This window comes from Acinetobacter sp. YH12097 (assembly GCF_013419225.1).
GTDB classification, from domain to species: Bacteria; Pseudomonadota; Gammaproteobacteria; order Pseudomonadales; family Moraxellaceae; genus Acinetobacter; species Acinetobacter amyesii.
In genome coordinates this window covers 126151-151514 of sequence record NZ_VPAN01000002.1, presented here as the reverse complement: position 1 = coordinate 151514, position 25364 = coordinate 126151, and the positions used below count along the sequence as shown (strand labels likewise).

The window sequence follows — 25364 nt, the reverse complement described above, 5'->3', positions numbered from 1 at the left end:
TCTTCCTATCAATTTGCCCAAAAAATCTGGATCGCCCAGATCGCGTATGCAAATACTGCAACAATCACTGCAGAAGTCAGCACTAAACGCAGACCGTTTGCTGAAGGACCCATTTGACGAGTAGTCACATAGTCAGTGAATACTTGCCACATACCAATCCAAGCATGCGCAACAAGAGATAAGACAGACAATAAAGATAAAATCTTCATTGGTGTTGTCATCATAAAGCCATACCATTGCTCAAAAGTGAATCCGCTATTGCAAAGGATCCAGCCCAGTACAACAATAGTATAAACAGCCAATACAACGGCACTTACACGTTGGATAAACCAATCGCGTGAACCTGATCCTGTTAAACCTGTAGCACTTTTCATTAGAGAACAATCCATACAAATGCTGCAACAATACCGATTGCAGACAAGATCAATGAAATAGTAGCTGCGATACGACCACTTTGAAGTTCTTCAGCAACGCCAAGATCTGCAAATAGATGCTTGATACCACCGATAAGGTGATAAATTAAGCCGGCTACAAATACCCATACGACAAAACGCACAATAAAGCTGTCAAACACAGCCTGAACTTGCGCAAAACCTTCAGGTGAAGATAGAGATTTGTCTAAAATCCAAAGAAGGACCGGTACGAGTAAAAATACGATAACACCTGATAGACGGTGTAAAATTGATGCAATAGCCACAGGGGATTTTAAGTTTACTTCTAAAACTTGACCCATGGACAAATTGACAGGTCTGTTGCTTTTCACAGCGGGCATCCTGTAAGTAAAAACTCCATCCGGAGTTTGTTGGAATTAATTCGTAGGAAAGCTAGCATAGTCAGACATTACAATATAATAAACTCTGCAGCTGTCTGATCTTATAAACGACAGGGAATTATAAAACGTGAACTTTCAAAACACAAACGAAGACAATTAGGAATTTTGCAAAATATCCTTAAATAAGAATCATTAACAATAACTTTTCTAAAAACAAATACCTTATTTATCTAAGAAAATCAGACTATCTTGTTGGTTTTAATCAGTTAAATGTAAATTTCATTTATTGTTTTTGTGTGTATATGGTGATTTAAACTTTTAGACTAAAGATGAACAAATCTAAATCTTTCTTTTCCCACTACATTTTAAAATCTTCCAGCACATTCGCCAAGCCTTAATCATAAAAATAAATGTGCATCATTTTCTCAAATGATAAAACTCAAAGATCATGAAACGAAATAAGTACTTAGTCTGTGCATAAAAATCTTAGCAACAGCAAATCCGTTCAATAAAACACCATTATTTCCCATTCCAATGACAAAAATGCTCATTTATTAAGCTTTTTAAGGCGTTTAATTAACTATTTTTTAACCAAACGAACTTTTTTTTAATGGCGATTAAGTCGTTTTAATTATGAATAAGAAAACAGCAATTTAGAGCCATAGATGTGTGTAAGTTACGAAAATTATAATAATTTAATGAAATAGCGGTCTTGTAATTCATATTTGTTTCAGAGTTTTTAAGAATTAAAAATTGCTTACAATTAAGGCAATAGGCTTTTTTTAATCTGCACCTCCCCTGCAATTTGACTTATTATACTGCGTCGGCACTGTAATTTTACTCATTTTTTAAGCGGATGAATTGTGCTTCATTTCAATGAATGATCCTCAATTTATATCCATAAGTATAATTGACAAAATTTCAGTTCCCTCTAATCTTAGAGCAAATTTTTGATCCGTCTGATTCTCGCATTAAAAGATTAGTACTGAGTCAGATAAAACATTCACCAGGACAGGAGATCTATTGAATGTCTGAAGCAACTGGCAAAAAAGCCGTTTTACAGCTTGATGGCAAAGAAATTGACTTACCAATTTACAGTGGCACTCTAGGCCCAGATGTAATTGACGTTAAAGATGTGTTGGCCGCAGGTCACTTTACTTTTGATCCTGGTTTTGTCTCAACGGCTGCTTGTGAATCTAAAATCACTTTCATTGACGGCGGTAAAGGTGTTCTTCTACACCGTGGCTACCCAATCGACCAGCTTGCTACTAAAGCAGACTATTTAGAAACTTGCTACCTTCTTTTGAACGGCGAGCTTCCTACTGCTGAACAAAAACAAGAATTCGATGCTAAAGTTCGTAACCACACTATGGTTCACGATCAAGTTGGCCGTTTCTTCAATGGTTTCCGTCGTGACGCTCACCCTATGGCGATCATGTGTGGTGTTGTTGGTGCGCTTTCTGCGTTCTATCACAACGGTTTCGATGTTGAAAACATTGACCACCGCGAAATCACTGCTATTCGCTTAATCGCTAAAGTTCCTACTTTAGCTGCTTGGACTTACAAATACACAGTAGGCCAACCATTCGTTTACCCACGTAACGACTTAAGCTACGCAGAAAACTTCTTGTACATGATGTTTGCTACTCCTGCAGACCGTGATTACAAAGTTGACCCTATTCTTGCTAAAGCAATGGACCGTATCTTCACGCTTCATGCTGACCACGAACAAAACGCGTCTACTTCTACAGTACGTCTTGCTGGTTCTACTGGCGCTAACCCATACGCATGTATCGCTGCGGGTATCGCGGCTCTATGGGGACCTGCTCATGGCGGCGCGAACGAAGCTGTTCTTAAGATGCTTGATGAAATCGGCACTGTAGAAAACGTTGCTCCGTTCATGGAAAAAGTGAAAACTAAAGAAGTTAAACTTATGGGCTTCGGTCACCGAGTTTACAAAAACTTCGATCCACGTGCGAAAGTAATGAAAGAGACTTGTGACGAAGTGTTAACTGCACTTGGTATCAACGATCCACAACTTGCTTTGGCTATGGAACTTGAACGTATTGCGCTTTCTGACGAATACTTCATCAAACGTAACCTATACCCTAACGTAGACTTCTACTCAGGTATCATCCTTAAAGCGATTGGTATCCCAACAGAAATGTTTACTGTAATCTTCGCTCTTGCACGTACTGTTGGTTGGATCAGCCACTGGTTAGAAATGCACAGCGCACCTTACAAAATCGGTCGTCCTCGTCAGCTTTACACTGGCGAAACTCAACGCGATATCCAAGGTCGTTAATTTGAAAGAATTGTGCGAATCTAAAAACCGTCCCTTTGGGGCGGTTTTTTTATGCAGCTAGATATATTTTGCACTTTAAAACAGCCCTATCTGACTGAATTTTCCTGCTCAATCATTAGATAAAACGATGCCTCACAAGCTATAAAGTATGCTGTTTATTGCTGAGTATATTTTAAATCGCCATTTTCTAGAAAATCTCACACTGCTTCATCAGATATCGTCATAAAAAAAGCCTAATTCCACGTAGAAATTAGGCTGTAAACAAAAGGTTTAAATATTGATGATGCTTTATTTTGGCTTATTAAGTTAAGTAACTTTTATTAAGCAATATTCTCTAGGCAACCGACTCATAGTCTGTCAAGTCCACCTGTTTAAGACGCTGCTTTAACTGTTTCAGTGACCACGGCCAAGCTGCAAAATTGCGTCCATTGGCATCTAAGTAATAGCTCTTACAACCACCACTATTAAAGACTGTAGTCTGTAGATGTGTCTGCACTTTTGCATTGTGATACGCCAATACATTTGGCTTAATTTCAAGCCGCTGTATCTTCTCTTGTTTCATTTTTACCAAGGCATCAACAATATATCCAACCTGTGCTTCTGCAATACCAATGAATGAGTCATAAACCAAAATATTTGGCCCGAGCACCAAAAAGGCATTAGGTACTTGCGCGATACTGGTACCCAAAAACGCTTCAGGAGAACTGTTTTTCCAAAGTTCTGACAATAACTCCCCTTTGGCATTTTTTACACGTTGTCCAATCGGCGGATGAGAAACTTCAAATCCTGTGCCCCAAATAATGACATCGACTTCATGACGTTCACCATTTGCAGCGATGACGGTATTACCTTCTATTTCAACTAAACCATGTGGCACAAGTTCAACATTGGCTTGCTGCAACGCAGGATAATAGTTATTGGCAAATAAAAGACGCTTACAACCAATAGAAAAGTTTGGTGTTACTTTTTCACGTAATTCAGCATCTTGAATTTGTGTTTTCAACAACTGACGACCCAAATAATTCACAGGCTCTAACAGTGAAGGATTACGCAGCCCTAAATTAATACCATTTAATATACCGGCCACACTTTTGCGCCAAGTTTCTTGAACAGTCGGAAAACGGGTAATGATGCCTTTCGCACGGTCATTCAGTGGTAAATCTGCTTTTGGTAATACCCATGGCGCAGTCCGTTGAAACACCACCACATTTTTGGCAATAGGTTGAATCTGAGGAGTAAACTGAATCGCAGATGCCCCCGTACCAATCACTGCAATACGTTTATCTTTTAAGTCATAGGCATGGTTCCATCGCGCAGAATGGAACATTTCACCTTCAAAGCTTTCAATACCTTTAATTTTTGGAATTTGCGGTTCAGTAATCGGCCCAGTGGAAAAGATCACTGTTCTTGCCGCATACTTACCTTTACTGGTCTCCAATTGCCATTGCTTTAATTGCTCATTCCATTCCGCTGCAATTAATTCACAATTGAACTGAATGTTGCGATACAGCGCATGCTGCTCTGCCACATCCTCTAAGTAGTTCAGAATCTCAGGTTGCTTGGCAAATAAATGACTCCATTTATGACTCGGAGCAAATGAAAAAGAATACAAAGCCGAAGGAACATCACATCCACAACCTGGATAGGTGTTGTCGCGCCATGTACCTCCCACGCGATTGGCTTTTTCTAAAACCACATAATCTGTATAACCCCGTTTATTCATTTGATGAGCAGCAGCTAAACCTGATATCCCAGCACCAATTACAATGGTATCTTAGACACGCACTTGATTTTCTACGCTTGGTTTTTCTAGGCTAGGCTCTGACTCTGATTGGTCTTGTACTGCTTTTTTTGCTTTGGCAGAAGACGTTACAGTACGACGTACATTAGTTTGCGTTGTTGCCTTTTTAGTTTGAGTTTTCTCTTGATCTAATGCTTTTACATCTTCGTCATGTAATTGTGTCGGCATGTTCATGCTTTTGCTCCCGACTTTTTAATATAGTTGTTAAATAAGGGATAACCCCCCCAATAAGCGGGTATAGGTTTGCGGGGATAGACGCTTTAACCACCAAAATAATTTGGCATCAGGTTGCGGAATGGTATACAACTTCCCTGCATCTAAATTATTCAATGTCAAATCGACGACATCGTGGCTCGTCGTAAATGCATGATTCATCAGCAGTTGATCAGCCAAGCCTGAATATCGATTGGGCAAGCGACCATTTTTCATAATATTGGTTGGCACCAAGGTTGGGCACAGCACATTCACACGGATATTTGCCGATCGCAGCTCAGCCGATAAAGTTTCAGACAAAGCCAACACACTCGACTTCGTCACGTTATATGCTGTCATTTCTGGTGCAGCAGTATATGCCGCAGCAGAAGCAACATTAATAATCGCGCCCCCCTGCTTATTTTGTTTCAACTTGGGTACAAAATAATGGCAGCCATGCACCACACCCCACAAATTGACATGCATACACCACTGCCAGTCATCTAAACTCAGCTCATCAAATTTACCACCCAGCCCGACGCCTGCATTGTTGATCACCAAGGTCACAGCATGCCCCATCAACTGCTCAGCTTGCTCTGACAGTGCTTTAACTTCTTCAGCCTTACCTACATCACACTACACCGCATAAGCATTTGATGAGGTCGTGGATTGAATTTGATCCACCGTTTCTTGCGCTGCCTCTAAATGAATATCTGCACAGACCACTGTTCCGCCACGACGAGCCAACTCCAAAGCGAAACTTCGCCCAATACCACTGCCTGCACCAGTGACCACCACACAGGCATTTTCACTTGGCTTGTTCTTTTTTCCAAATAGACCCATGGTTTTGTCCTTTTATCGTTTTAATGCTGGGGTAAATTCTTTGACAAAATAAGGTGTTAACACACCATCAACAGGGTTCAGCAAACGCTTTTTGTAATATTCAAGAAATGCAGAAGTGTCATGATCATTTGGGTGAAAACTTGGTCGTAAATAATCAAAAATATGCCCGAGGCTGCTGCCATAAACACCATCTCTTAGACCAAAAATCAGTTGGAAACTGCGCGGAACATCTTTCCAGTAGCTTAGGCTAATCAAATTTGATGGCTTTCTGTAGAAAGGGACAATCGAAGCGCCTATCGAAATCAAACCCAAAATGGTAATTAATGCAGGGAAAAATCCTGCTATACGTAAAGCATAATTACCTGATAATTCTTGATAAACATCATAGGCAATGTCTTTGTGTTCAGACTCTTCCAACATATGCCACATCCAAATAGCGCGCTGCTTTTCATCTATTGAATTAAAAAAGATTTCTTCATGATTCATCATGTATTCCGCAAGCACTGCGGTGAAATGCTCAATTGCTGCCATTAAGGATAACTTCATTGGCTGTGGCATACGTTCAAAACCATAGGCAAAGACGTAGTGTTCTAACTTTCTAAAAAATTGCACAGGCAGATTTCTTGCACGATACGCTTCATTCATTTCTTCATGCATGCGTGAATGAATGGCCTCTTGCCCAATTAAGGATGTGACACGTTGTCTTAATACAGGATCTTGAATAAAGTCACGATGATATCGAGCAGTATCAATCACCAAATCTTCGCCACGAGTTAAGAAAATAGACAATGACGCAAAATAGGCACTGGCCAATTCTGCATTCATATAAAATTTTGGATCAATTTTTTCGGGTTCGAAATCAAATTTCATATGACGAATAGGAACAACGGCAGACTGTTTTGTTGGGTCAAAGACAGGGCCTGCAAATACGCGTGCTAAAGTTTTTTTTATCGGTTGAAAAGCGCTCATGATTTTGCTCTCAATTTGGGTGTTTCCCCTTCATTGACTTCATGTCGATTGAAGTAAAAACACATAGATTGAGGATCAAATTAAGTGAGATAGATCACTAGGCCATTAGTAAAACCGACCTCTAGATTTGCAAAAATGCTCAAATATTTTCTTTGTCAGACAATCTTTAAAACATCCATGCTGTATGGCTCAAAAGCTTGTCATTAAAGGTCATGGCGTATTTTTTGTGAGGGACGATTATTAGATTTTTTGCACTTCGCCAGTCGCAGATTGATAGACCCATTGATGATCAAACAGGCTGTCGTCTAAATGATCCAGTTTAAAATTACCGATAGCCACAGCATAGAATCCATTGCCCTGCTGCTTAAAATGTGTGATCTCTTGCATGAGTTCTTCAGTCAGTTGACCCATAATAAAGTCGGAAATCACTACCACATCGGCATGTACAAAATTCGGTTGTTTCAGCATGTCCACGGCATGATTCATCGCAGGGATAATATCTGTTCCCCCATGAAATGACTGCCCTAAAAAGTGAATGACATCATCCAAAGCGCTGTTACAGTGTAAATTCAGCGCGGTTAAATTGGTCGAGAAATTAACCAAATACATCGCTCGCTTTTCTTTTAGCGCTCGAATAGATAAATACAAACAAATCGCTTTGGAAATCAGTTCGGGTTGCCCATTCATTGAGCCACTGGTATCTAAGCAGACAATCATCGGGCCTTTTTGTCCGACTCGACGCTGTGTATGGCGTGGGTCTTCGATCACCCGTCCCTGTTGCTGACCTTGTCGATTAAAACTCATCAGGTTAGATTCTAAATATTTCAAATCAAATAAAACCTGCAAGTCTGGATCGGCTAATAGCGCCAACTCGCTAGGTAAAGCCATACTGATTTCTTGTGCCAATTTAATTCCAGTAATTTCCTCTTGCGCCATTGGGGTGTGGATGAGCTGCTGTGGCTCTTGTTCTAACTGAGCAGAAATTCGCTTACGAGGCATATTCGGCTGTGCACTTCCGATCATTTGACATAGACGTTTAAGCGCCCGATCTTGCTCGAGATAATTGGCCCATTGCTCAAAGTTTTGTACATCGTGTTCAGTCAATTGCCCTTTGGAATAGTCTAGAAAAATCCCGGTTTCAAACCCGACGCTGTCATGGTACTTGACCATTTTCGACAATGTCGCAAGAAAATCTTTGATTTCATCTAAAAAGGCATCTCGTTGTAAACGGAGCTGTTCAAACTCCCAATGTGCAATGGCTTCGGTCAATTTGCGCTGCCATTTGCCTTTGAATAGCTCTATTTGTAATTGACGCTGCTGCTCGGTCAGCAACGACTGTTGGCTCTGTTGCCACATTTCAGTGAATTCTGGAATCCCCAAGGTTTGCATAAAGGCGGCATATTCAGTGTGGAATTGAACAAAATCACCCTGCTCCCAATGCTTTAACGCAAGCCAATGTTCCAATTGCTGCTGCACCACTGCATAGGGATGCTGCTGATCTAAACTCGATTTTGCCTGAAAGGCCCATTCCTGAATTTTTTGATCGAGCTTTTTTGCCACTTTATGATCATCCAACCAATGTTTTAAGCTGGATTGTTTTAATTCATCATAAAGCTGCGAACTTAATTCATCGAGTGCCGATTGGGTTTGGTGTCTTGTCGGTTTTAATTGCGACATAACTGTTCCAGACGCTCACAATCTTGCAACTGCAACTGATATCGTGCCAATTGCTGCTCAATAGATTGAATCAAATGTTCAATATCCTGTTCAGTGACAAAGACCGATTTAAACTGATGTTTTTGACTGTTAAATCGTTCCGTTAACAGTTCCAATTCTGTTTGAAACTGTGCTTTGAGCTGTTGAACTTCGTGTAACAGCTCATATTGGCTTTGTGCTGAAAGAGAGCTGCGTGGACTACCTTTGGTATGTTTTATATACGGCGTCACCACTTCTTCTAAGCCGTAATAGCCACCTTTTAACGTACACACTCTTGAACCATTAAAATTACATACGATGCCACGCACTTCTTCACCGGTATCATCTAAGGCAAAGAAGTCCTTTTTCGTATCCATTTTATCCAGTTCGAGATACAACACTTTATCTTTATAGTGTCGATCTAGATTGGTCACTGCACGCAAGTAATCAGTGCCATGAATTAAATAACTCTCATAGACATCATCGGTATAATAAAAATGATTGAGCACCCGCTGTTCAAGTGCATCCTTCTCTGCCACATGCTGTTCGAACTGCAACCCATAATTTAAGCCATTTTCAGCCAATACGTCATCTATCTGCTGCGAAACAAAAGCAATGTCTTCAGGCTGATTCCATAAGCAATGTTTTAAAATTAATAGATCACTCAAAATCACTGATGGACGATCATTTAAAAATGCACAGGCTTTGACTAAATAAGCCACACGTTGCCAACGACGGTCAGAGACATAGACCACGTGATCTTCAAAGTTATGGTTGAGTCGAGTTTTAAGTTGATCAAACAGATTTAAAATCGAAGCGGGTAATTCCACCTGATATATCTGTTCCCGCCAATCTTGCAACTCGGCTTTTTTTATTTTTAAGGTCGCATCGACTTCAACACTGACTTGACTCGGCTTGGCCTGTAATAGTGCATGAAAGTTTTCTGCAACAGCAATCGGCGGCACTTCTAAGCGCAAAATAAAACGATCATACAAGGCATCTAGACCTTGATTTGGTTCGGGAATTTCATTCGATGCACTGACCAAAACATTCAATGGAACTTTTTGGACAATGTCACCATTTTTAAAACTCCGCTCATTCACCAAGGTCAGTAAAGTATTTAAAATCGCAGGGCTGGCTTTCCAAATTTCATCTAAAAATGCAAAATCTGCCCGTGGTAAATAATGTTCTGTTTTACGAATATATTGATCTTCTTTTAAGGCTTTAATTGATACCGGTCCAAAAATTTCTTCCGGCGTACTGAAACGATTCATCAAATATTCAAAGTAGTCATGGACTTCAAAAGCCGAGGCGATTCGACGCGAAATCAAACTTTTTGCTGTACCGGGCAAACCATATAAAAAGGTATTCATGCCCGCAACACCAGCCAACAAACTCAAAGCAATAATCTGCTCACGTTCATACATATTTTTGCTGATTTCAGAAATTAAAGTATTGATCCGTGCTTGCATCTGACTATCTGTTTGACCGAAAACTAAATTGTAACGCCCTAACCGATTTTTCGCTGTAGCAGATGCAAAAATATCGCTTTTTAAATACAGCGCAACAGTGCGATATCTTTTTTTCAGGTTATAGTTAAACTGCACATCCCTTTAGAGATTTAGACACCTTTCATCATGTTGCCCTTTTTTCACACACTCATTCGACTATTAAAACTTGAAGGTTTTAAATATCGATCCCTCACGGCAGGTGAAATATCCATGTGTCGCAGTGTGTTTGGTGATTTGATTCAATATGAGCAAGTGAAAGTGATGAATCACCCTTTTTTGCCTTGGCAATCGGCACATGTGGTCATGGCGCCGCAGGGGTATATTCATGCACGAAATTTACTGTTTAAAGCGGACTATGCCAAAGCGTCTTTAGGATATCGTGCCCTGTTTATTCATGAGATGGCCCATGTTTATCAATACCAGCAGCAGATCAATGTTTTGGGTCGGGGTGCTGTTTTACAGATGGCGTATTTCTTTAGTTTTAAAAAATATAATCCATACCGCTATACCCTCAAAGCACACAAGGCATTTTTTGACTACAACATTGAGCAACAAGGTGACATTGCACGTGACATCTATTTAAAGCGAATTAAAAATATTATTTTATATCCAGAACTTGTTCATCAAATTGAGCTATAAAGCTTCCATGCTCTGTAGCGAATATTTTTAGATAAAATTGAATATCGCCTGATCATTCTATTTCACACTATTGCTCGACCATTGGCGCTATTTTGAGTACAAAAAAACAGCATTAATATTTACTTTATGGCACATAAGCTCAGCTAGGCTTTTAAAAGCTATGAATACCTCTAGTATCTCGCTTAAATTCAGATAAAATAGGCTCACCTTATTTTTTTGCTTTGCATCAAAACAAGTGAATTATCATACGATGATGGTGTTTTGTTTTCGCCTTTCGGCAGTATTTTTCGTATCTAAATACACTCGCTGAATAATCACAATAATACAAATCAGTGTGTTAAGTGTATTCACCTATAGGAATAGGATTTAGTTGGAATGAATAGTTTTAAAATTGCACTTGCTCAGTTCTCTCCGCATATTGGTAACCTAGAATCAAACGCAGCAAAAATGCTTCAACAAGCCAATGTTGCAAAAGAACAGAACGCAGATATTATTGTTTTTCCGGAACTTTCTACAGTTGGTTATCCTGCTGAAGATTTATTATTACGTCCAAGTTTAAATAAACGTACACAGCAAGCTTTTGAACAATTAGCGAGCATTAAGGACATCGTTTTAGTCTTTGGTTTTGTGAATCAAACTGAAGATGGTCAGCGCTATAACTCTGCTGCTGTCATGAAAAATGGTCAAGTTCTCGGGATTTACAATAAACAAAATCTTCCAAACTATAGCGTTTTTGATGAAAAACGTTATTTCAGTGAAGGTCATCAACACCTAGTCTTTGAATATTTAGGTCATAAGTTTGGTGTATTGATTTGCGAAGATGTTTGGGCTTTACCAACTGTTCAACAGCTTGCTCAGTTAAATGTTGAAACCGCTTTGGTGTTGAATGCTTCACCTTATGAAGTTGGTAAACCACAGCATCGCATTGAAACCATGGCTGCATTGACCAAACAATTGAACATCAATTTGGTTTACTGCAACCAAGTCGGCGGTCAAGACGACCTTGTCTTTGATGGCACAAGCTTTGTGATGAACAATTCAGGTGAAGTTGCATTGCAAGCACCGAGTTTTGTTGAAGATCTATATATCGCAGAATACGATGCTGAACAAAAAGCCTTTAAAACAGGTGCAATCACCCCTGTATTAAATACCATGGCTGAAATCTACCAAAGCCTTGTGATCGCAACACGTGACTACGTACAACGCTCGGGCTTCCCAGGTGTGATTTTAGGTCTATCTGGTGGTATTGACTCAGCATTAACTTTAGCGATTGCTGCCGATGCAATTGGTGCCGATAAAGTTCAAGCGGTCATGATGCCATATACTTATACTGCACAAATCAGTGTTGAAGATGCGGCTGAACAAGCCAAAAATATGGGCGTAACTTTTGGTATTGCCGAAATCAACCCGATTGTGAATGGCTTCATGCAAACCTTGTTCCCTTTCTTTGGCGATGCACCGACTGATGCGACTGAAGAAAACTTACAAGCGCGTTCTCGCGGTACATTGTTAATGGCCTTATCGAACAAGTTCGGCAATTTAGTCCTTTCTACAGGTAACAAGTCTGAATTATCTGTTGGCTACTGCACATTGTACGGTGACATGGTCGGTGGCTTTGCGGTTCTTAAAGACGTTTATAAAACGATTGTATTTGAACTAGCAAAATACCGTAACAGCATTTCAGAAACACCAGTGATCCCTGAACGTGTAATTACTCGTCCACCTTCTGCGGAACTTCGTCCAGATCAGAAAGACCAAGACTCTCTACCTGAATACGAAGTATTGGATGCCATCTTGTATGCGTATATCGAAGAAGACATGAGCCAAGATGACATCATTACCAAAGGTTTTGATGCTGAAGTTGTGAAAAAAGTGATCCGTTTGGTTGATCTAAACGAATACAAACGTCGCCAAGGCGCGATCGGTCCACGTATCAGCTCACGTACATTTAGCCGTGAACGTCGCTATCCGATCGTGAATGGTTGGAAACCGGGTATCTAATTACTTGATTCAAATCAAAAAAGCCCAGTTATAGAACTGGGCTTTTTTATAGGCGCAAAATACGCAGCAGTAAAAGTACACAATAACTGAGATGTTCCTATTAAAAGTTAAGCTATCAATTCAAATATTAAAGATTTGAGTTCTCTTTTATTTCTACATAGACATCGTGAATAGATCATTTTATTAGTGCTGTAATTATTTCAATTTATTTGACTTTTTCTAGGCACAAAAAAAGAGACCAAGCTGAGAGCTTGGTCTATAAAAATGGTGGCTATGACGAGACTTGAACTTGTGACCCCCGCATTATGAGTGCGGTGCTCTAACCAACTGAGCTACATAGCCGTAAACTGTGGTGGCATTATCTAGATTTCATACATTATCGTCAAGCATTTTTGTTTGCAATTGTTCAGAGTTTAAACAAGCAAAGTTCAAGATGTTACTATTTAAGCAAATCATGCTATTTTTAGCCCTAATTACTATATTTTTTGATTAAAAATTAGAGTTTTATCATGCAATTCAATTCGATAAAAAAAATCTGTCTGACCCTTAGCCTAACCGTTATGACACTGACGGGCTGCCAAATCGTCTCCCCAATTTTTGTTGACTATAATGGTGTACGACGTGATGTGGCGACTTGGATTAATAAACAGCCTTTATTGAGCATGCAACAAAAGCGCAGCATGGCTCAACTTAGCCGAGCACAGCAACCAATCATTCGACTCGACTTCAATGATCAGGAGAAATTAGTCAGTGTTGCTCGCGCCAATGAAGCTGCAATGTATTGTGCCAATCAGTATTTATCAGCTCGACAGATTCAACGCCTACAGAAACAGATCTTTCCTGAAGATACTTTGCATAAATTAAGCTTGCTTGAGCAACAAGCGTTGCATATTACCCTGACAGAGCAAGAGAAACAGTGTGATTAAAACCATGTCCGCTGTTAAATGAAATTATCAAAGCTCAATTTTTTCTGCACCAAATTGTCTTACAATCTAGACATAGCTGCTTACATTATTGAGCATTTTTGCTATCGCTAAGCGTGTTGAAAACAAGTCCATATTTTTGCAATATTTTTATTGCGAATTTCACAATATCCTTATGAATTTACTTGGTTTTATTCCCAAATAAAAAAGCGTATGATGAAACTATGATCAATGTAAGTAGCGCTTTTTTTCAGGTTTTTCCATCCAAATTCAATTGATCAGATAAGGAGAAATAAGATGGCTTTAAATAATATTTTAGTTCCAGTGGACGGTTCAGAAACTTCTTATGCTGCGGTGGCTAAAGCTGTCGAGTTTGCAAAAACTTTTGGCAGTAAAATTACTGTGGTTCAAGTACTGACACTCGATCCATATATTGCTGCAGAGTATATTTCAGCAGCGCAAACCAATGATTTAATTGAACGTGCTCGTGCATCGATTTTAAATACACTTGAAGAAGCAAAAGCGAAATTTTCAACTGAAGGTGTCACTGTTGAAACTCGCTTACTTGAAGGTCAAGTGGTGCATACAGAACTGGTTAAAGCTGCTGAAGAAACACATGCGGACTTGATTATCATCGGTTCACATGGCCGTACAGGGATCAAAAAATTCTTCTTGGGCAGCGTAGCTCAAAGCGTGCTGGGTGCTTCAGACATTCCTGTTTTGGTTGTGCGCAAATAAGCCATTAGATTTATAGCGTGAAATAAAAAGCCTTCTGATCCTAGAGGGCTTTTTTATTGACTGCATCATCAATAATAAAAATAAAATTCTATGTTTAAGGCAAGGATTTTTTAAGCTAACCATTGATATTGTTTCAATGAGATGCGTCCATTCACCACAAAGACATTTTCGGCTGCCAGCTTCAATTGCTGGATATTTTCACCTTTTTCATTACAACGCTGCGTGCTGATTTTTCCCTGAGCATTCACCACCCGATGCCATGGGATCGTTGATGTTGTATCTAGATGCTTTAGTACATAGCCAACCAGTCGTGCATGTTTCGGTAAACCCGCTAATTTGGCAATTTGTCCGTAAGTGGCAATCTTCGCCTGCGGTATCAATTGAATGACCGACAAAATTTGCGTTGCCAATTCATCACTCTGCTTCATCTGATCTCCTTTGAGCCGCATAAAAAAGAGAACCCGAAGGTTCTCTTTGATTAATACTTAATTTTGACAGATTAGTACAGTAATTGGTTGTGATCGATTAGATCTTGTAAAGTCACATCGGTATTTTTCAAAGTGAGTAATTCAACTTTATCGACACATTTGGGCTATGACAACCATTTGTATAAATATCGCCCCTTGGTAGAGAGCGCATTTATGCAATTAAAAACATGGCGAGATATCGTATTTCTTATGCAAAAAGACAGCGTCATTTAAAGCAGAACTTCAAATAAACTTTATCATGATGTGACTAAAAGCTTCATGACGGCACACCTTACACGTCGGACTGTCTTTAAGAATTCATTTCTTCCCAAAGCCACAGTTTTTTGTCTTTTCATGGTTTCGCATTTTTTCTTTGAGGAATGACTAGAGTGCTTATAAATCTGAAATGATATGCCTACAGCATTTTGTGTCATATGCGCCATCGGTATAGCTAGAATTCATTGGCTCACTAGGTGAAATTTATGCAAGTAAGTTTTCTAGTACTTATGAACTGCTGACATTGTTGTCATGAGCTGAATTGTCCATGTTTGCAATGTTTTCAGCATCTATACCAATACGAAGTTTACGCCATTGTCGTCGACCTTCAGACTGATGTTTATTAGGTTTCGATTCACCTTCAGCTAATAACTTCAAACCTATAGAGTCAACAAGTAGATGTAGTCCATCAGAACTTTTTTGATAGCTAATCGCAATATCAATATGTTTTTATCTCCTGCTGAATGACCAGTCATAATTTCCCACATTTTGCTGTTTCATGATGGAACACAGCTAGAAATAAAAAAAGGAAATGCTCAAGCATTTCCTTTTTTTAAATCGAACAAAGCAATTTAGAAGTTTTCGGGATTTTCTAATCGACGAACTTCTTGCACTTTCTCTGGATTATGTACAGCAGCAACACCATCATCCGCTTTGGTATCTATTAATGCTTCTGGGTTATATACCGTGATGGTTTCATTACCATGTATATCTTCGCCCACGATATATTGGAAACCCTTTTTATTCATTTTATGGCACATTCTTTGATACCAACCTTTGAAACCTTTGGTTTCTTCATTCGGGTTGTAATAAAAAGCATTCATCACAGCGGGTAAACCTAGGCCACACACGAGGCCCGACATTAAGACTGCAATAAATGTATATCCAATCAAAATACTGCTGTATTCACTGAGTTCAGGAATATTGGCAACAGCAAGGATTAAGGCCAATGAAATACCGCCACGAACCCCACCCCACGATAAGATGGCAAGGCTACCGTTGTAACTTTTTTTGCGGAAACTTGGGAAGAATGCAAAAGATAAATAGTTTGCTGCAAAGCGCGATGCATGCAAAATGATAAACGCCACCATACCGCCTAAAATTAAGCTGATACTTAAATCTAAGATAAATAACTCGAGACCGATCAGGGTAAATAAGAAGGAATTAATGATTCCTTCCACGGTATGCCAGAAATGGTTCACTTCCCTGATTTCTCGGTCTTGGAGGATTTCTTTCCATTTATTCCCAACGATCAGACCACCAATAACACATGCAATTGGTGCAGATGCATGTGCGAATAAAGCGACTAGATATGAACCACTTGCCAATAATGCTGTGGTTAAAATCAAGGACTCCATTTCATGTTTACCGCGGAGTAAACGTAAAATCCCTAAACCAAATGCCCAACCAATAATGACTGCAACAACAATTTCATATAACAGTGTTTCAAGCGTACCAATGACGGTAAAATGTTCACCTTGCAAAACATTGAGTAAAGTCATAAACACAGCAATACACATGGCATCATTAAAGAGCGATTCGCCTTCTAATTTCACCATCAAATGATGTGGGGCACGTACAGAACTTAATACACCTTTAACCCCAATTGGGTCAGTCGCACCTAAAGCAGCGCCTAATAATAACAACACCAATAAATCAACATGATGACCAATTAAGAACTGATAACCATATAAAGCAACACCAAAAAACACCGCACAAAGCACCAAGGCAATACTGGCCAAAATACTGATCGGCTTCCAATGTAAACGTAAATCTGAAACTTTAAATTTCAAGGCTGAAGAGGTCAAAATAAAACAAATCACGCCATTAATTAAAAAGTCATAAAAGTCGATATGACGAACTGCCTCTTCAATATTGTGCAAATTAATCGTCACAAATTGATTGCCATTGAGTAAACTCGCACCCCATTGCAAAATAAAGACAAAAATTGCAGAAACAATGGGAACACCTATGGCTTGTGGAAAAGCCAAGATACGTTTATTAAAAATGGTGGTTGCAATCGAAAGTGCAAAAATAACGGTAAAAACCTGTAGAAAAAAATAATTTCCCATTTCGTTCCCAATTTTGGTGCTGTGTCGCCTACAGAGTGAGATATAGGTATTTTAAAAATAAATACTAAATTATTTGGTATTTAAAAATAAAATATTTTAACGAATTTTATCTAAATACCGTGTATAAATTCAGTTTTTTTCACATCTTTTATCAAGATCATTTAACATAGCAAGCCTGCATCGATTTTATGCATTTTTATCCTCTAATTTATTTCTCCTATGCATCAGACCATTAAAACTATTTTTCGACTCTTTTTTGCTGCTGTGATCTTTATCATTACTGCAGCGCTGATCCTGACTTGTTTTAGCAAGACACAGGAAATTTTACGTGCTGAGCACTATTTTAGTCAGGCAAAAAAGGTTTCACTGGATTCAACACCCAAAGAACAATTGGTTTTGGTCTCCAATAATGAATCACCCGATCGTGCGATTTTTATCATGCTGGCGAATAATGGTTATCTTGCCAAACTGAATTGTGAAAACTATGCACAAGATATTTGTCTCGATGAATTTAATCAGCAACACACCCGACAAATTCAACACCTCGATTTACTGAAAATCGGACAATTTCAATATATCCAAAATGTGAGTTTCACCAATAGCCGCACTGGACAAAAACAACAATTACGCTATAGCGATGCCCAATTAAAACAGTTCTATCAAAACGATATTTCAGGCCTTAAATATACTGTTTTTGGCGTGGCTTTATTCGCATTTGCCGCATTGTATGTCAGCTATCGTATTGTTCGAAACTTTAAATCATTTCTTAATAAATAAGTTTCAATCTATTTTTCAATGAAAAAAAGAGGATGTTTGCATCCTCCTTTTTTTGTTTTAAATGGCTTGGTTAAAGGTATCACAGCTATTGATATTGCCTGATTTCAACCCTGTCTGGAACCATTTCATACGTTGTTCACTGGTGCCGTGCGTGAAGCTATCTGGGACCACTTGCCCAGTTGCACTTTTCTGTAAATAGTCATCACCAATCTTATGTGCAGCGTCCATCGCTTCTTCTACATCACCCTGCTCTAAAAATTGGGTACGCTGTTGATTATGATGCGCCCAAATACCCGCAAAGCAGTCTGCTTGTAGTTCTTGCATGACCGAATAACGATTACCTTCAGCTTTAGACGCTTGCGCACGCGCCTGCTGAACTTGCTCAGAAATACCTAAAATCGTTTGGATATGATGTCCAACTTCATGGGCAACCACATAGGCTTGCGCAAAATCACCCGCCTGATCTTGACGACTCAATTCAGTTTGATTTTGTTCACCCGTGATGCCCATTTGCGTACGCATATCTTTAAAGAATGCAGTATCAATATAGACCTTCTGATCTGCTGGGCAATAAAACGGCCCCATTGCAGCTTGTGCTGTACCACAACCCGAGTTGACCACACCATTAAACATGACCAATTTAGGCGCTTTATACTGGGCATTTAACTGTTCTTGGAAGACTTTAGTCCATGTATCTTCCGTATCGGCCAAAACCGTTCCAACAAAATCCATCGCTTCTTGTTGTTCAGGTGTTGGATTATCCAAACCTTTGACTTCAGCCGTTTGACCCTGTGAAGTCACTTGTTTAGTCGCCTGATAAGCTTGCTGCGGATCTACACCAAAAAACTTCCACGCAACAAATGCTACAACCAAACCGAGAATACTGATACCACCCGCTTTTGCACCGCCACCACCGCGACGGTCTTCTACGTTTGAACTAACTCTTCGACCTTTCCAGCGCATAGTGATCTTCCTTATATAAAATAGTTGATATCCGTGCGTTTACAGATTAATCCTTTTGCGACTTTGGCCATACTTTTTGAACTAAAGACACGACGCACAGCACGATTAAACCTGCAATAAAACCTGTCACTAAATTGATTAAAGTCGGTGTTAATGCACCCACAATACTGCCAACTGTAGGAATATGTTCTGCATAATCCACAGAGCCTTCAATAAAATGGTGTAGCAGAGGCACACCATGGGTAATGATGCCACCACCCACTAAAAACATGGCAATCGTACCTACAATGGTTAATGTCTTCATCAACTTAGGTGCAAATGCTAACAAACCTTGTCCAACGGTCTTTTTAAATTGTGATGCTTGTTGCGTGAGATAAAGTCCTAAGTCATCAATTTTGACAATCATCGCGACAAAACCATAAACACCAACGGTCATTATAATTGCAATCACCGAAAGCACCATGACCTTAGTCCCAAATGCCGCAGTTGCAACCGTACCCAATGAAATCACCACAATTTCAGCAGATAAAATAAAATCGGTCCGGATGGCACCTTTGACTTTTTCTTTTTCAAAAGTCACCAAATCCGTTTCAATATGGGTCATCTCTTCACGAGCAACTTCTTCTGTTTTGGCTTTTTTATGATGCAAACTATGCAGGACTTTTTCCACACCCTCATAGCACAAAAACAAACCACCAATCATCAAAAGCGGTGTAATCAGCCAAGGTGCAACCACACTGATCAATAAAGCAGCCGGAACTAAAATTAATTTATTAACAAAAGAACCCTTGGCCACAGACCAAACAACTGGAAGTTCACGATCCGAACGTACACCACTGACTTGTTGCGCATTCAGTGCTAAATCATCTCCAAGGACACCCGCTGTTTTTTTGGCTGCCATCTTACTCATGACAGCAACGTCATCCAGCACAGTTGCAATATCATCCAGTAAGATTAATAAGCTACTCGCCATTATTTTTATCCTTTAGGCATTTTTTAATATTCTAATTCTATTTACCGCTAAAATTGTATTTAGTTTTTTAATAATTAACAAAATATTCACCCATTTTTCAGTCAATTGTGCTGTGTCAGTAACAATCAAAAATAGAATGCCGTACAATGGTGACATTCTTTGAAAATCAGCCGTAGCTTTGACTACCACTTTGGAACAGATAATGAGTACTCAAGATAATCGTCCAGTGATTTTGACTGGCGACCGTCCGACTGGACAATTACATTTAGGTCATTTTGTAGGTTCTTTACGTTCACGTGTAGGTTTACAAGATTCGCATCATCAACATCTTCTTTTAGCTGATGCCCAAGCCTTAACTGATAATGCCGATAACTTCGAAAAAGTTCGTCGCAATATTATTGAAGTCGCAACCGATTATCTTGCTGTAGGAATTGATCCGACCAAAACCACGATTTGCGTTCAATCATGCTTACCAGCATTGAATGAATTGACCATGTTATATTTGAACTTTGTGACGGTTTCTCGCTTAGAGCGTAATCCAACCATCAAATCTGAGATTCAAATGCGCGGATTTGAACGTGACATTCCTGCAGGTTTCTTATGCTATCCAGTGGCTCAAGCTGCCGATATTACAGCATTTAAAGCATCTGTCGTTCCAGTGGGCGAAGATCAAATTCCAATGATTGAACAAACCAATGAAATTGTTCGTCGTTTAAATCGTCAAATTGGTCGTGACGTACTTCCTGAATGTAAAGCTTTACTCTCTAATGTCGGCCGCTTGCCAGGTTTTGATGGTAAAGCAAAAATGTCTAAATCTTTGGGCAATACTATTGTGCTTGACGCGACTGATAAAGATATCAAGAAAGCTGTTAATGCAATGTATACCGACCCAAATCATTTACGTATTGAAGATCCAGGTCAAGTGGAAGGTAACGTCGTATTTACTTACCTCGATGCATTCGATCCTGATAAAGAAGCTGTTGCGGAATTAAAAGAACACTATCGTCGTGGTGGTCTAGGCGATGGTACTGTGAAAAAGCGTCTTGAAGGTGTGCTAAAAGAGCTGATCGGTCCAATCCGTGAACGCCGTTTAGAATTGCAAAAAGATCCTGACTACATCATGGATATTTTAAAAACCGGTACCGATAAATGCCGTGATATTACCCAACAAACGTTGGATGAGATTAAATCTGGCTTGGGTGTATTCCACTTCTAAATTTAAAAAATTCTATAAAATTAAGCCTTTCCAATGTGAAAGGCTTTTTTTTACAGGCACTTTTTATGAAGGTATTCACAAAATCTCCTTAGTTTTAACGTTAGGTAACATCACTTAACGTGAACACCAATGAAATGACTGACCGTTCACTCTATTATCTACTTATGTTTTAGGAATACCTAAATTCATAACATTTCTCCTTTACCGAACCTGTGAAAGCAGATTCGTTGTTATACGCAGTGAACACCCCAATCATTGCGTATTTTTTTGTCTGAAAATTGGCTAAGAAGAATTAAATATCCCCTATTGAAACAATAAAAAACCCGCATTAAGCGGGTTTTTTATTTCAAAAACTAAATTAGTTTTTATGACGCATATGAGGGAATAAGATCACTTCACGAATACTTGCAGCATTCGCAAATAACATCACCAAACGGTCAATACCAATCCCCTCACCCGCTGTAGGAGGTAAACCGTATTCCAATGCTTCAATGAAGTCTGCATCGTAATGCATTGCTTCATCGTCACCCGCATCTTTTTCAGCAACTTGGGCTTGGAAACGTTCAGCTTGGTCAATCGGATCATTTAACTCTGAGAAACCATTTGCCAACTCACGACCACCGATGAAGAATTCAAAACGGTCCGTAATATGTGGATTTTCATCATTACGACGTGCCAATGGTGAAGTTTCCGCTGGGTATTCTGTGATGAATGTCGGTTGACGAAGTTCTGTTTCAACAGTTTCTTCAAATACGATGGTTTGAAGTTTGCCTAAACCAAAACCAGGTTTTACTTGCTCTTTCAGTTCATTTTTAACGAAGTTTGCAAGGAACTCACGATCAGATACATTTTCAGCAGTGAACGTTGGGTTGTGTTCAAGAATCGCATCAAACATCGAAATTTTCTTGAATGGACCTTTGAAACTATACACTTCATCACCATAAGGCACATCAGTCGAACCTAAGATGTCGATGGCCAATTTTTCAAGCATATTTTCTGTCAAAGCCATCAGGTCTTTGTAGTCTGCATATGCTTGGTAGAATTCAATCATGGTGAATTCTGGATTATGACGTGTTGATACACCCTCGTTACGGAAGTTACGGTTAATTTCGAACACGCGCTCAAAACCACCAACGACCAAACGTTTTAAATAAAGCTCAGGCGCAATACGTAAAAATAAAGGCATATCTAATGCGTTGTGATGAGTTTCGAATGGACGCGCAGACGCACCACCCGGAATCACATGCATCATTGGTGTTTCAACTTCCATGAAACGCTCATTGCTCAAATATGAACGAATACCTGACACCACTTTTGCACGAATTTCAAAAGTTTTACGCGTTTCTTCGTTCATGATGAGGTCTAAATAACGCTTACGGTATTTAACTTCTGTATCAGTCAAACCATGGAATTTGTCTGGAAGAGGACGAAGTGATTTAGTTAAAAGCTCAAAATGTTCAATATGAACATACAGGTCACCTTTACCAGAACGACCAATATAACCTTCAATGGCTATAATATCGCCCAAATCGAGTGCTTTAATAGTTGCAAGAACATCAGCATCCAACTCTTTACGTGGTACATAAAGCTGGATACGACCAGTCATATCTTGGATTACGATGAATGAACCGCGGTTCAACATCACACGACCAGCAACTTTTACATAAACCTTTTCGCCTGCTTCAATTTCTTCTTTTGATTTTTCAGCGAATTGGTCTTGTAAATCTTGTGCATAGTGTTCACGCTTAAATGTGTTAGGCCACGGGCTAACACCTGTTTCCTTGGCGTGCTCTTTGATGTGCTCTAACTTGGCATGACGCTGTGCAATTAAATCGTTTTCGGAAATGGCTTGTTCAGAAGTCGATTGAGCGTTATGTTGCGTCATCTCTGTCTCAAATAGTTAAAAAACGGAAGTTGCATAGCATAGCAGATTTCCTTTGAATTGAGCAGTAAGCAATGTGCGCATTTTTTCAATAAGTTGAAATTTATCAAAGTAAGATGTTTTGACAGCTATACCTTCAGGTCTGCTTAATCCATACCTTTCAGATATGCACGAGATAAAAGTTAAATATTTAAACTTAGCAAGCCAATATTTAGCGATATCACAATGACTACTGCGCACTTCAAAATATTTATAACTATCAATATATTGAAATATATTTCAATAGCTTAATTCAACCTTTTAATCTATTTTCTTTAAGACTAAAGTCTTTTAAATGCCTACAAATTAGACCAAAAGCTAAATTCTCTTTTTGACAATTCTCTCTACAATGAAGTCATAAAATTGTTGAAAAATAAAATATTCAACACATCCAAAATGTCTGAAAACAGTGTGTAGAAAAACAATGACTTCCTGCTTATCGAAAATTCTGTTTTTACATGGATTGGATTCTTCCCGTGAATCCACTAAATTCCATGCCATCGATGCAAAACAAAAATTCTGCATTGAAGTGGACTATCGCAACTTAAATTTTCAAACTGTTGCTGACTTTTACCACGAGAGTATTGAAACCATTAAGCCTGATATCATCGTCGGTCATAGTCTCGGGGCATATTGGGCTTTGAAAATGTCGCTGTTTCATCGCATTCCGTGTGTAATTGCCAACCCGAGTCTGCATCCAGACTTTCGCGACGACTACCCTGCAATCAATGAAATGGATTTGGATCACGATATTCCACAAATTGCCTATATCGAACGTGGTGATGAAATCTTGGATATGTATGAAGCAGAACAACAACTCGAAGATTATATGCAAGTTCAAGTGATGGATGGCGGACACCATCGTCTACAATGCCCTGAAAATATTAATGATTTAATCCAACATCTCGAATTAAACTACTTAAAAAAATAAATCATATTAATCATAAGTAGCAACGTCGTTTTTATCAGACATAAAAAAGCCCTGTCATAGACAAGGCTTTTTACATTTTAAAGCTGACGCTTAGGCAGCATCTGCTTCAGGACGTGTTTTATCATCTAAAACCGACCAGATATTTAAACCCAAATCTTTATGCAAGTCAGGCAAATCTAAGAAAATGCTTGCGCCTAAAACTTGGTGTTTACATTTTTCAGCCAATTGTTTCACTGCACGAAGCGTACCGCCCGTCGCCAATACATCATCCACAATAATCACTTTTTGTGATTCGATTTCAGCTGACATTTCAAGACGATCTAAACCGTATTCAAGGCTGTAACCAACACCGACCACTGGTGGTGGTAATTTGCCGGCTTTACGTACTAAGACCAAACCTTTACCCGTACGCTGAGCAAGTAAGCTTGCCAAAACAAAACCACGTGCTTCAACCGCAATAAAGCTATCTACTTCTGCCAATTGCTCAGCTGGAATACTTGCAATTAGGGCATCAGTTAACGATTCGATGTTATTCATAAATAACGGCGTAAGGTCAAAGAAACAAATTCCTGGTTTTGGAAAATCTTGGACAGTACGAATGTTAGACCACAATGCCGCAGCAGTAGAATTACTCATAATAGGAGAAAATAAATTAAGAAAGGAATGTGTGAATTTTAACGCGATTTGAAAGAAAAGAACAGCTAACGCCCGACTAAAATGCATATTTAAGATACAGCAAATTTACATAAGTTATTGATTATTAATATTGTATTTATTTAAAAAATATCAAATATATATTTTCCTAATCATAAAATAAAAGATTTTAGAGTTTTTTTCTGCAAGACTTTAGTCTATGAATATAGAAAAAGCGGTATTTAGAACCCAATTCACGGAAATGAATTCCAATATAGCTTTCAATAGGCATAAATATTGTCAGACAATTTTTCCCAGATCTGGGGTTTTGATGATATTTATTGTCCCTCACTGCCATTCTGCTTTTAATTTCACTCATTAAACTCTTAGCCACTTTACTTTATCGTTAGAACTGCGTAAAAATTTAACATAAGAGTCTACTGTATAAGGCTAATTAACCTTAAGGTATAAACTTATACAGTTATGAAGTATTTACTGACTTAATTTTGTGTCAGTTTTTGGAGAATGGAATGAAAAAGTATCAGTGCATCGTTTGTGGATGGATTTATGACGAAGCAGAAGGCTGGCCACAAGACGGTATCGTGGCAGGAACGAAATGGGAAGATATCCCAGATGATTGGACTTGCCCAGATTGTGGCGTCTCAAAAGTAGATTTTGAAATGGTTGAAATCTAATAAATAGAATCTAAGACCATCATCGTTATGGTCTTTTTTTTGTCTTTAAAA

Annotated in this window: 22 protein-coding genes, 1 tRNA gene and 3 pseudogenes; 10 read left to right on the top strand and 16 right to left on the bottom strand. The window is 39.0% G+C overall.

Annotated features, from left to right (window positions below; genetic code table 11):
• Nucleotides 1–8 precede the first annotated feature (8 nt).
• Complete coding sequence (gene sdhD / locus FTU37_RS02250; RefSeq protein ID WP_078189907.1) at nt 9–374, bottom strand: succinate dehydrogenase, hydrophobic membrane anchor protein; 366 nt, start codon at nt 372–374, stop codon at nt 9–11.
• Nucleotides 374–772, bottom strand: coding sequence for a succinate dehydrogenase, cytochrome b556 subunit (sdhC, locus tag FTU37_RS02245; RefSeq protein WP_078189908.1), 399 nt, complete (start codon nt 770–772; stop codon nt 374–376). The genes sdhD and sdhC overlap by 1 nt, the downstream gene beginning before the upstream one ends.
• A gap of 1027 nt (nt 773–1799) precedes the next feature.
• Between sdhC and gltA the strand changes: the two genes are divergently transcribed.
• Nucleotides 1800–3077, top strand: coding sequence for a citrate synthase (gltA, locus tag FTU37_RS02240; protein ID WP_078189909.1), 1278 nt, complete (start codon nt 1800–1802; stop codon nt 3075–3077).
• Nucleotides 3078–3411: 334 nt separating this feature from the next.
• Here gltA and FTU37_RS02235 read toward each other — a convergent pair.
• The 6 genes and pseudogenes from FTU37_RS02235 to FTU37_RS02210 form a co-directional block, all read right to left on the bottom strand.
• A pseudogene (locus FTU37_RS02235) lies at nt 3412–4851 on the bottom strand (flavin-containing monooxygenase); the annotation flags it as partial.
• Complete coding sequence (locus FTU37_RS02230; protein ID WP_180123713.1) at nt 4852–5052, bottom strand: hypothetical protein; 201 nt, start codon at nt 5050–5052, stop codon at nt 4852–4854.
• A pseudogene (locus FTU37_RS02225) lies at nt 5049–5913 on the bottom strand (SDR family NAD(P)-dependent oxidoreductase). Before FTU37_RS02225 ends, FTU37_RS02230 begins: the two are co-directional and overlap by 4 nt.
• 12 nt (nt 5914–5925) lie before the next feature.
• Nucleotides 5926–6882 carry a metal-dependent hydrolase gene (locus FTU37_RS02220; RefSeq protein ID WP_111884407.1) on the bottom strand — a complete coding sequence of 319 codons (957 nt, stop codon included), beginning with the start codon at nt 6880–6882 and terminating at the stop codon, nt 5926–5928.
• A 240-nt stretch (nt 6883–7122) separates the two neighbouring features.
• On the bottom strand, nt 7123–8559 hold the full coding sequence (locus tag FTU37_RS02215) for a VWA domain-containing protein (protein WP_180123712.1): 1437 nt from the start codon (nt 8557–8559) through the stop codon (nt 7123–7125).
• Nucleotides 8547–10184: an AAA family ATPase gene (locus tag FTU37_RS02210; protein WP_373686260.1), complete on the bottom strand. Its 1638-nt coding sequence runs from the start codon at nt 10182–10184 to the stop codon at nt 8547–8549. The genes FTU37_RS02215 and FTU37_RS02210 overlap by 13 nt, the downstream gene beginning before the upstream one ends.
• 30 nt (nt 10185–10214) lie before the next feature.
• Between FTU37_RS02210 and FTU37_RS02205 the strand changes: the two genes are divergently transcribed.
• Complete coding sequence (locus FTU37_RS02205; protein WP_180123711.1) at nt 10215–10727, top strand: hypothetical protein; 513 nt, start codon at nt 10215–10217, stop codon at nt 10725–10727.
• 375 nt (nt 10728–11102) lie between these two features.
• Complete coding sequence (locus FTU37_RS02200) at nt 11103–12728, top strand: NAD+ synthase (RefSeq protein WP_180123710.1); 1626 nt, start codon at nt 11103–11105, stop codon at nt 12726–12728.
• A gap of 265 nt (nt 12729–12993) precedes the next feature.
• Here FTU37_RS02200 and FTU37_RS02195 read toward each other — a convergent pair.
• Nucleotides 12994–13070: transfer RNA gene (locus tag FTU37_RS02195), tRNA-Met, on the bottom strand.
• A gap of 167 nt (nt 13071–13237) precedes the next feature.
• Here FTU37_RS02195 and FTU37_RS02190 point away from each other — a divergent pair.
• Both FTU37_RS02190 and FTU37_RS02185 read left to right on the top strand, forming a co-directional pair.
• Nucleotides 13238–13654 carry a hypothetical protein gene (locus FTU37_RS02190; protein WP_218954629.1) on the top strand — a complete coding sequence of 139 codons (417 nt, stop codon included), beginning with the start codon at nt 13238–13240 and terminating at the stop codon, nt 13652–13654.
• Nucleotides 13655–13948: 294 nt separating this feature from the next.
• The gene (locus tag FTU37_RS02185; protein WP_078189919.1) at nt 13949–14389 is read left to right on the top strand and encodes a universal stress protein; all 441 of its coding nucleotides are present in this window, start codon (nt 13949–13951) and stop codon (nt 14387–14389) included.
• A gap of 110 nt (nt 14390–14499) precedes the next feature.
• On the opposite strand, the gene FTU37_RS02180 is transcribed toward FTU37_RS02185, so the two are convergent.
• On the bottom strand, nt 14500–14817 hold the full coding sequence (locus tag FTU37_RS02180; protein WP_180123709.1) for an MGMT family protein: 318 nt from the start codon (nt 14815–14817) through the stop codon (nt 14500–14502).
• 132 nt (nt 14818–14949) lie between these two features.
• Here FTU37_RS02180 and FTU37_RS02175 point away from each other — a divergent pair, with 132 nt between their 5' ends.
• Nucleotides 14950–15090 (top strand): hypothetical protein, encoded by a 141-nt coding sequence (locus tag FTU37_RS02175; protein WP_180026472.1) that lies wholly within the window; start codon nt 14950–14952, stop codon nt 15088–15090.
• 59 nt (nt 15091–15149) lie between these two features.
• On the opposite strand, the pseudogene FTU37_RS16650 reads toward FTU37_RS02175, so the two are convergent.
• Together FTU37_RS16650 and FTU37_RS02165 are read right to left on the bottom strand one after the other, a co-directional pair.
• Nucleotides 15150–15582: pseudogene (locus tag FTU37_RS16650) on the bottom strand (transposase); the annotation flags it as partial.
• Between the two features lie 122 nt (nt 15583–15704).
• A complete protein-coding gene (locus tag FTU37_RS02165; RefSeq protein ID WP_180007461.1) occupies nt 15705–17204 on the bottom strand; it encodes a sodium:proton antiporter in 1500 nt (499 codons plus the stop codon).
• Between the two features lie 219 nt (nt 17205–17423).
• On the opposite strand from FTU37_RS02165, the gene FTU37_RS02160 reads away from it, so the two are divergent.
• The gene (locus FTU37_RS02160; protein ID WP_180026473.1) at nt 17424–17981 is read left to right on the top strand and encodes a hypothetical protein; all 558 of its coding nucleotides are present in this window, start codon (nt 17424–17426) and stop codon (nt 17979–17981) included.
• 57 nt (nt 17982–18038) lie between these two features.
• On the opposite strand, the gene FTU37_RS02155 is transcribed toward FTU37_RS02160, so the two are convergent.
• Together FTU37_RS02155 and FTU37_RS02150 are read right to left on the bottom strand one after the other, a co-directional pair.
• The gene (locus tag FTU37_RS02155) at nt 18039–18944 is read right to left on the bottom strand and encodes a neutral zinc metallopeptidase (RefSeq protein ID WP_180007459.1); all 906 of its coding nucleotides are present in this window, start codon (nt 18942–18944) and stop codon (nt 18039–18041) included.
• A 46-nt stretch (nt 18945–18990) separates the two neighbouring features.
• Complete coding sequence (locus FTU37_RS02150) at nt 18991–19917, bottom strand: DUF808 domain-containing protein (RefSeq protein ID WP_180007458.1); 927 nt, start codon at nt 19915–19917, stop codon at nt 18991–18993.
• 202 nt (nt 19918–20119) lie between these two features.
• Between FTU37_RS02150 and trpS the strand changes: the two genes are divergently transcribed.
• On the top strand, nt 20120–21133 hold the full coding sequence (trpS, locus tag FTU37_RS02145; RefSeq protein ID WP_168379231.1) for a tryptophan--tRNA ligase: 1014 nt from the start codon (nt 20120–20122) through the stop codon (nt 21131–21133).
• 358 nt (nt 21134–21491) lie between these two features.
• Here trpS and lysS read toward each other — a convergent pair whose 3' ends face one another.
• Entirely contained in the window at nt 21492–23018 is a 1527-nt protein-coding gene (gene lysS / locus FTU37_RS02140; protein ID WP_078193012.1) for a lysine--tRNA ligase, read from the bottom strand.
• Nucleotides 23019–23478: 460 nt separating this feature from the next.
• Between lysS and FTU37_RS02135 the strand changes: the two genes are divergently transcribed.
• Nucleotides 23479–23985 (top strand): YqiA/YcfP family alpha/beta fold hydrolase, encoded by a 507-nt coding sequence (locus tag FTU37_RS02135; protein WP_078189929.1) that lies wholly within the window; start codon nt 23479–23481, stop codon nt 23983–23985.
• Nucleotides 23986–24075: 90 nt separating this feature from the next.
• Here the strand turns inward: FTU37_RS02135 and FTU37_RS02130 are convergent, their stop codons facing one another.
• Nucleotides 24076–24621 (bottom strand): adenine phosphoribosyltransferase, encoded by a 546-nt coding sequence (locus FTU37_RS02130; RefSeq protein ID WP_078189930.1) that lies wholly within the window; start codon nt 24619–24621, stop codon nt 24076–24078.
• Nucleotides 24622–25148: 527 nt separating this feature from the next.
• On the opposite strand from FTU37_RS02130, the gene rubA reads away from it, so the two are divergent.
• Complete coding sequence (gene rubA, locus FTU37_RS02125; protein WP_005179369.1) at nt 25149–25313, top strand: rubredoxin RubA; 165 nt, start codon at nt 25149–25151, stop codon at nt 25311–25313.
• Nucleotides 25314–25364 lie beyond the last annotated feature (51 nt).

What these genes read in the sequence shown, in the direction of transcription:
- gltA (WP_078189909.1), top strand. Translation starts at nt 1,800, where the DNA reads ATGTCTGAAGCAACTGGCAAAAAAGCCGTTTTACAGCTTGATGGCAAA.
- FTU37_RS02190 (WP_218954629.1), top strand. Translation starts at nt 13,238, where the DNA reads ATGCAATTCAATTCGATAAAAAAAATCTGTCTGACCCTTAGCCTAACC.
- sdhD (WP_078189907.1), bottom strand. Translation starts at nt 374, where the DNA reads ATGAAAAGTGCTACAGGTTTAACAGGATCAGGTTCACGCGATTGGTTT.
- FTU37_RS02220 (WP_111884407.1), bottom strand. Translation starts at nt 6,882, where the DNA reads ATGAGCGCTTTTCAACCGATAAAAAAAACTTTAGCACGCGTATTTGCA.
- FTU37_RS02155 (WP_180007459.1), bottom strand. Translation starts at nt 18,944, where the DNA reads ATGCGCTGGAAAGGTCGAAGAGTTAGTTCAAACGTAGAAGACCGTCGC.
- FTU37_RS02160 (WP_180026473.1), top strand. Translation starts at nt 17,424, where the DNA reads ATGCATCAGACCATTAAAACTATTTTTCGACTCTTTTTTGCTGCTGTG.
- FTU37_RS02135 (WP_078189929.1), top strand. Translation starts at nt 23,479, where the DNA reads ATGACTTCCTGCTTATCGAAAATTCTGTTTTTACATGGATTGGATTCT.
- FTU37_RS02215 (WP_180123712.1), bottom strand. Translation starts at nt 8,559, where the DNA reads ATGTCGCAATTAAAACCGACAAGACACCAAACCCAATCGGCACTCGAT.
- sdhC (WP_078189908.1), bottom strand. Translation starts at nt 772, where the DNA reads ATGCCCGCTGTGAAAAGCAACAGACCTGTCAATTTGTCCATGGGTCAA.
- FTU37_RS02230 (WP_180123713.1), bottom strand. Translation starts at nt 5,052, where the DNA reads ATGAACATGCCGACACAATTACATGACGAAGATGTAAAAGCATTAGAT.
- rubA (WP_005179369.1), top strand. Translation starts at nt 25,149, where the DNA reads ATGAAAAAGTATCAGTGCATCGTTTGTGGATGGATTTATGACGAAGCA.
- FTU37_RS02150 (WP_180007458.1), bottom strand. Translation starts at nt 19,917, where the DNA reads ATGGCGAGTAGCTTATTAATCTTACTGGATGATATTGCAACTGTGCTG.
- FTU37_RS02130 (WP_078189930.1), bottom strand. Translation starts at nt 24,621, where the DNA reads ATGAGTAATTCTACTGCTGCGGCATTGTGGTCTAACATTCGTACTGTC.
- FTU37_RS02185 (WP_078189919.1), top strand. Translation starts at nt 13,949, where the DNA reads ATGGCTTTAAATAATATTTTAGTTCCAGTGGACGGTTCAGAAACTTCT.
- FTU37_RS02180 (WP_180123709.1), bottom strand. Translation starts at nt 14,817, where the DNA reads ATGAAGCAGAGTGATGAATTGGCAACGCAAATTTTGTCGGTCATTCAA.
- FTU37_RS02165 (WP_180007461.1), bottom strand. Translation starts at nt 17,204, where the DNA reads ATGGGAAATTATTTTTTTCTACAGGTTTTTACCGTTATTTTTGCACTT.
- trpS (WP_168379231.1), top strand. Translation starts at nt 20,120, where the DNA reads ATGAGTACTCAAGATAATCGTCCAGTGATTTTGACTGGCGACCGTCCG.
- FTU37_RS02205 (WP_180123711.1), top strand. Translation starts at nt 10,215, where the DNA reads ATGTTGCCCTTTTTTCACACACTCATTCGACTATTAAAACTTGAAGGT.
- lysS (WP_078193012.1), bottom strand. Translation starts at nt 23,018, where the DNA reads ATGACGCAACATAACGCTCAATCGACTTCTGAACAAGCCATTTCCGAA.
- FTU37_RS02200 (WP_180123710.1), top strand. Translation starts at nt 11,103, where the DNA reads ATGAATAGTTTTAAAATTGCACTTGCTCAGTTCTCTCCGCATATTGGT.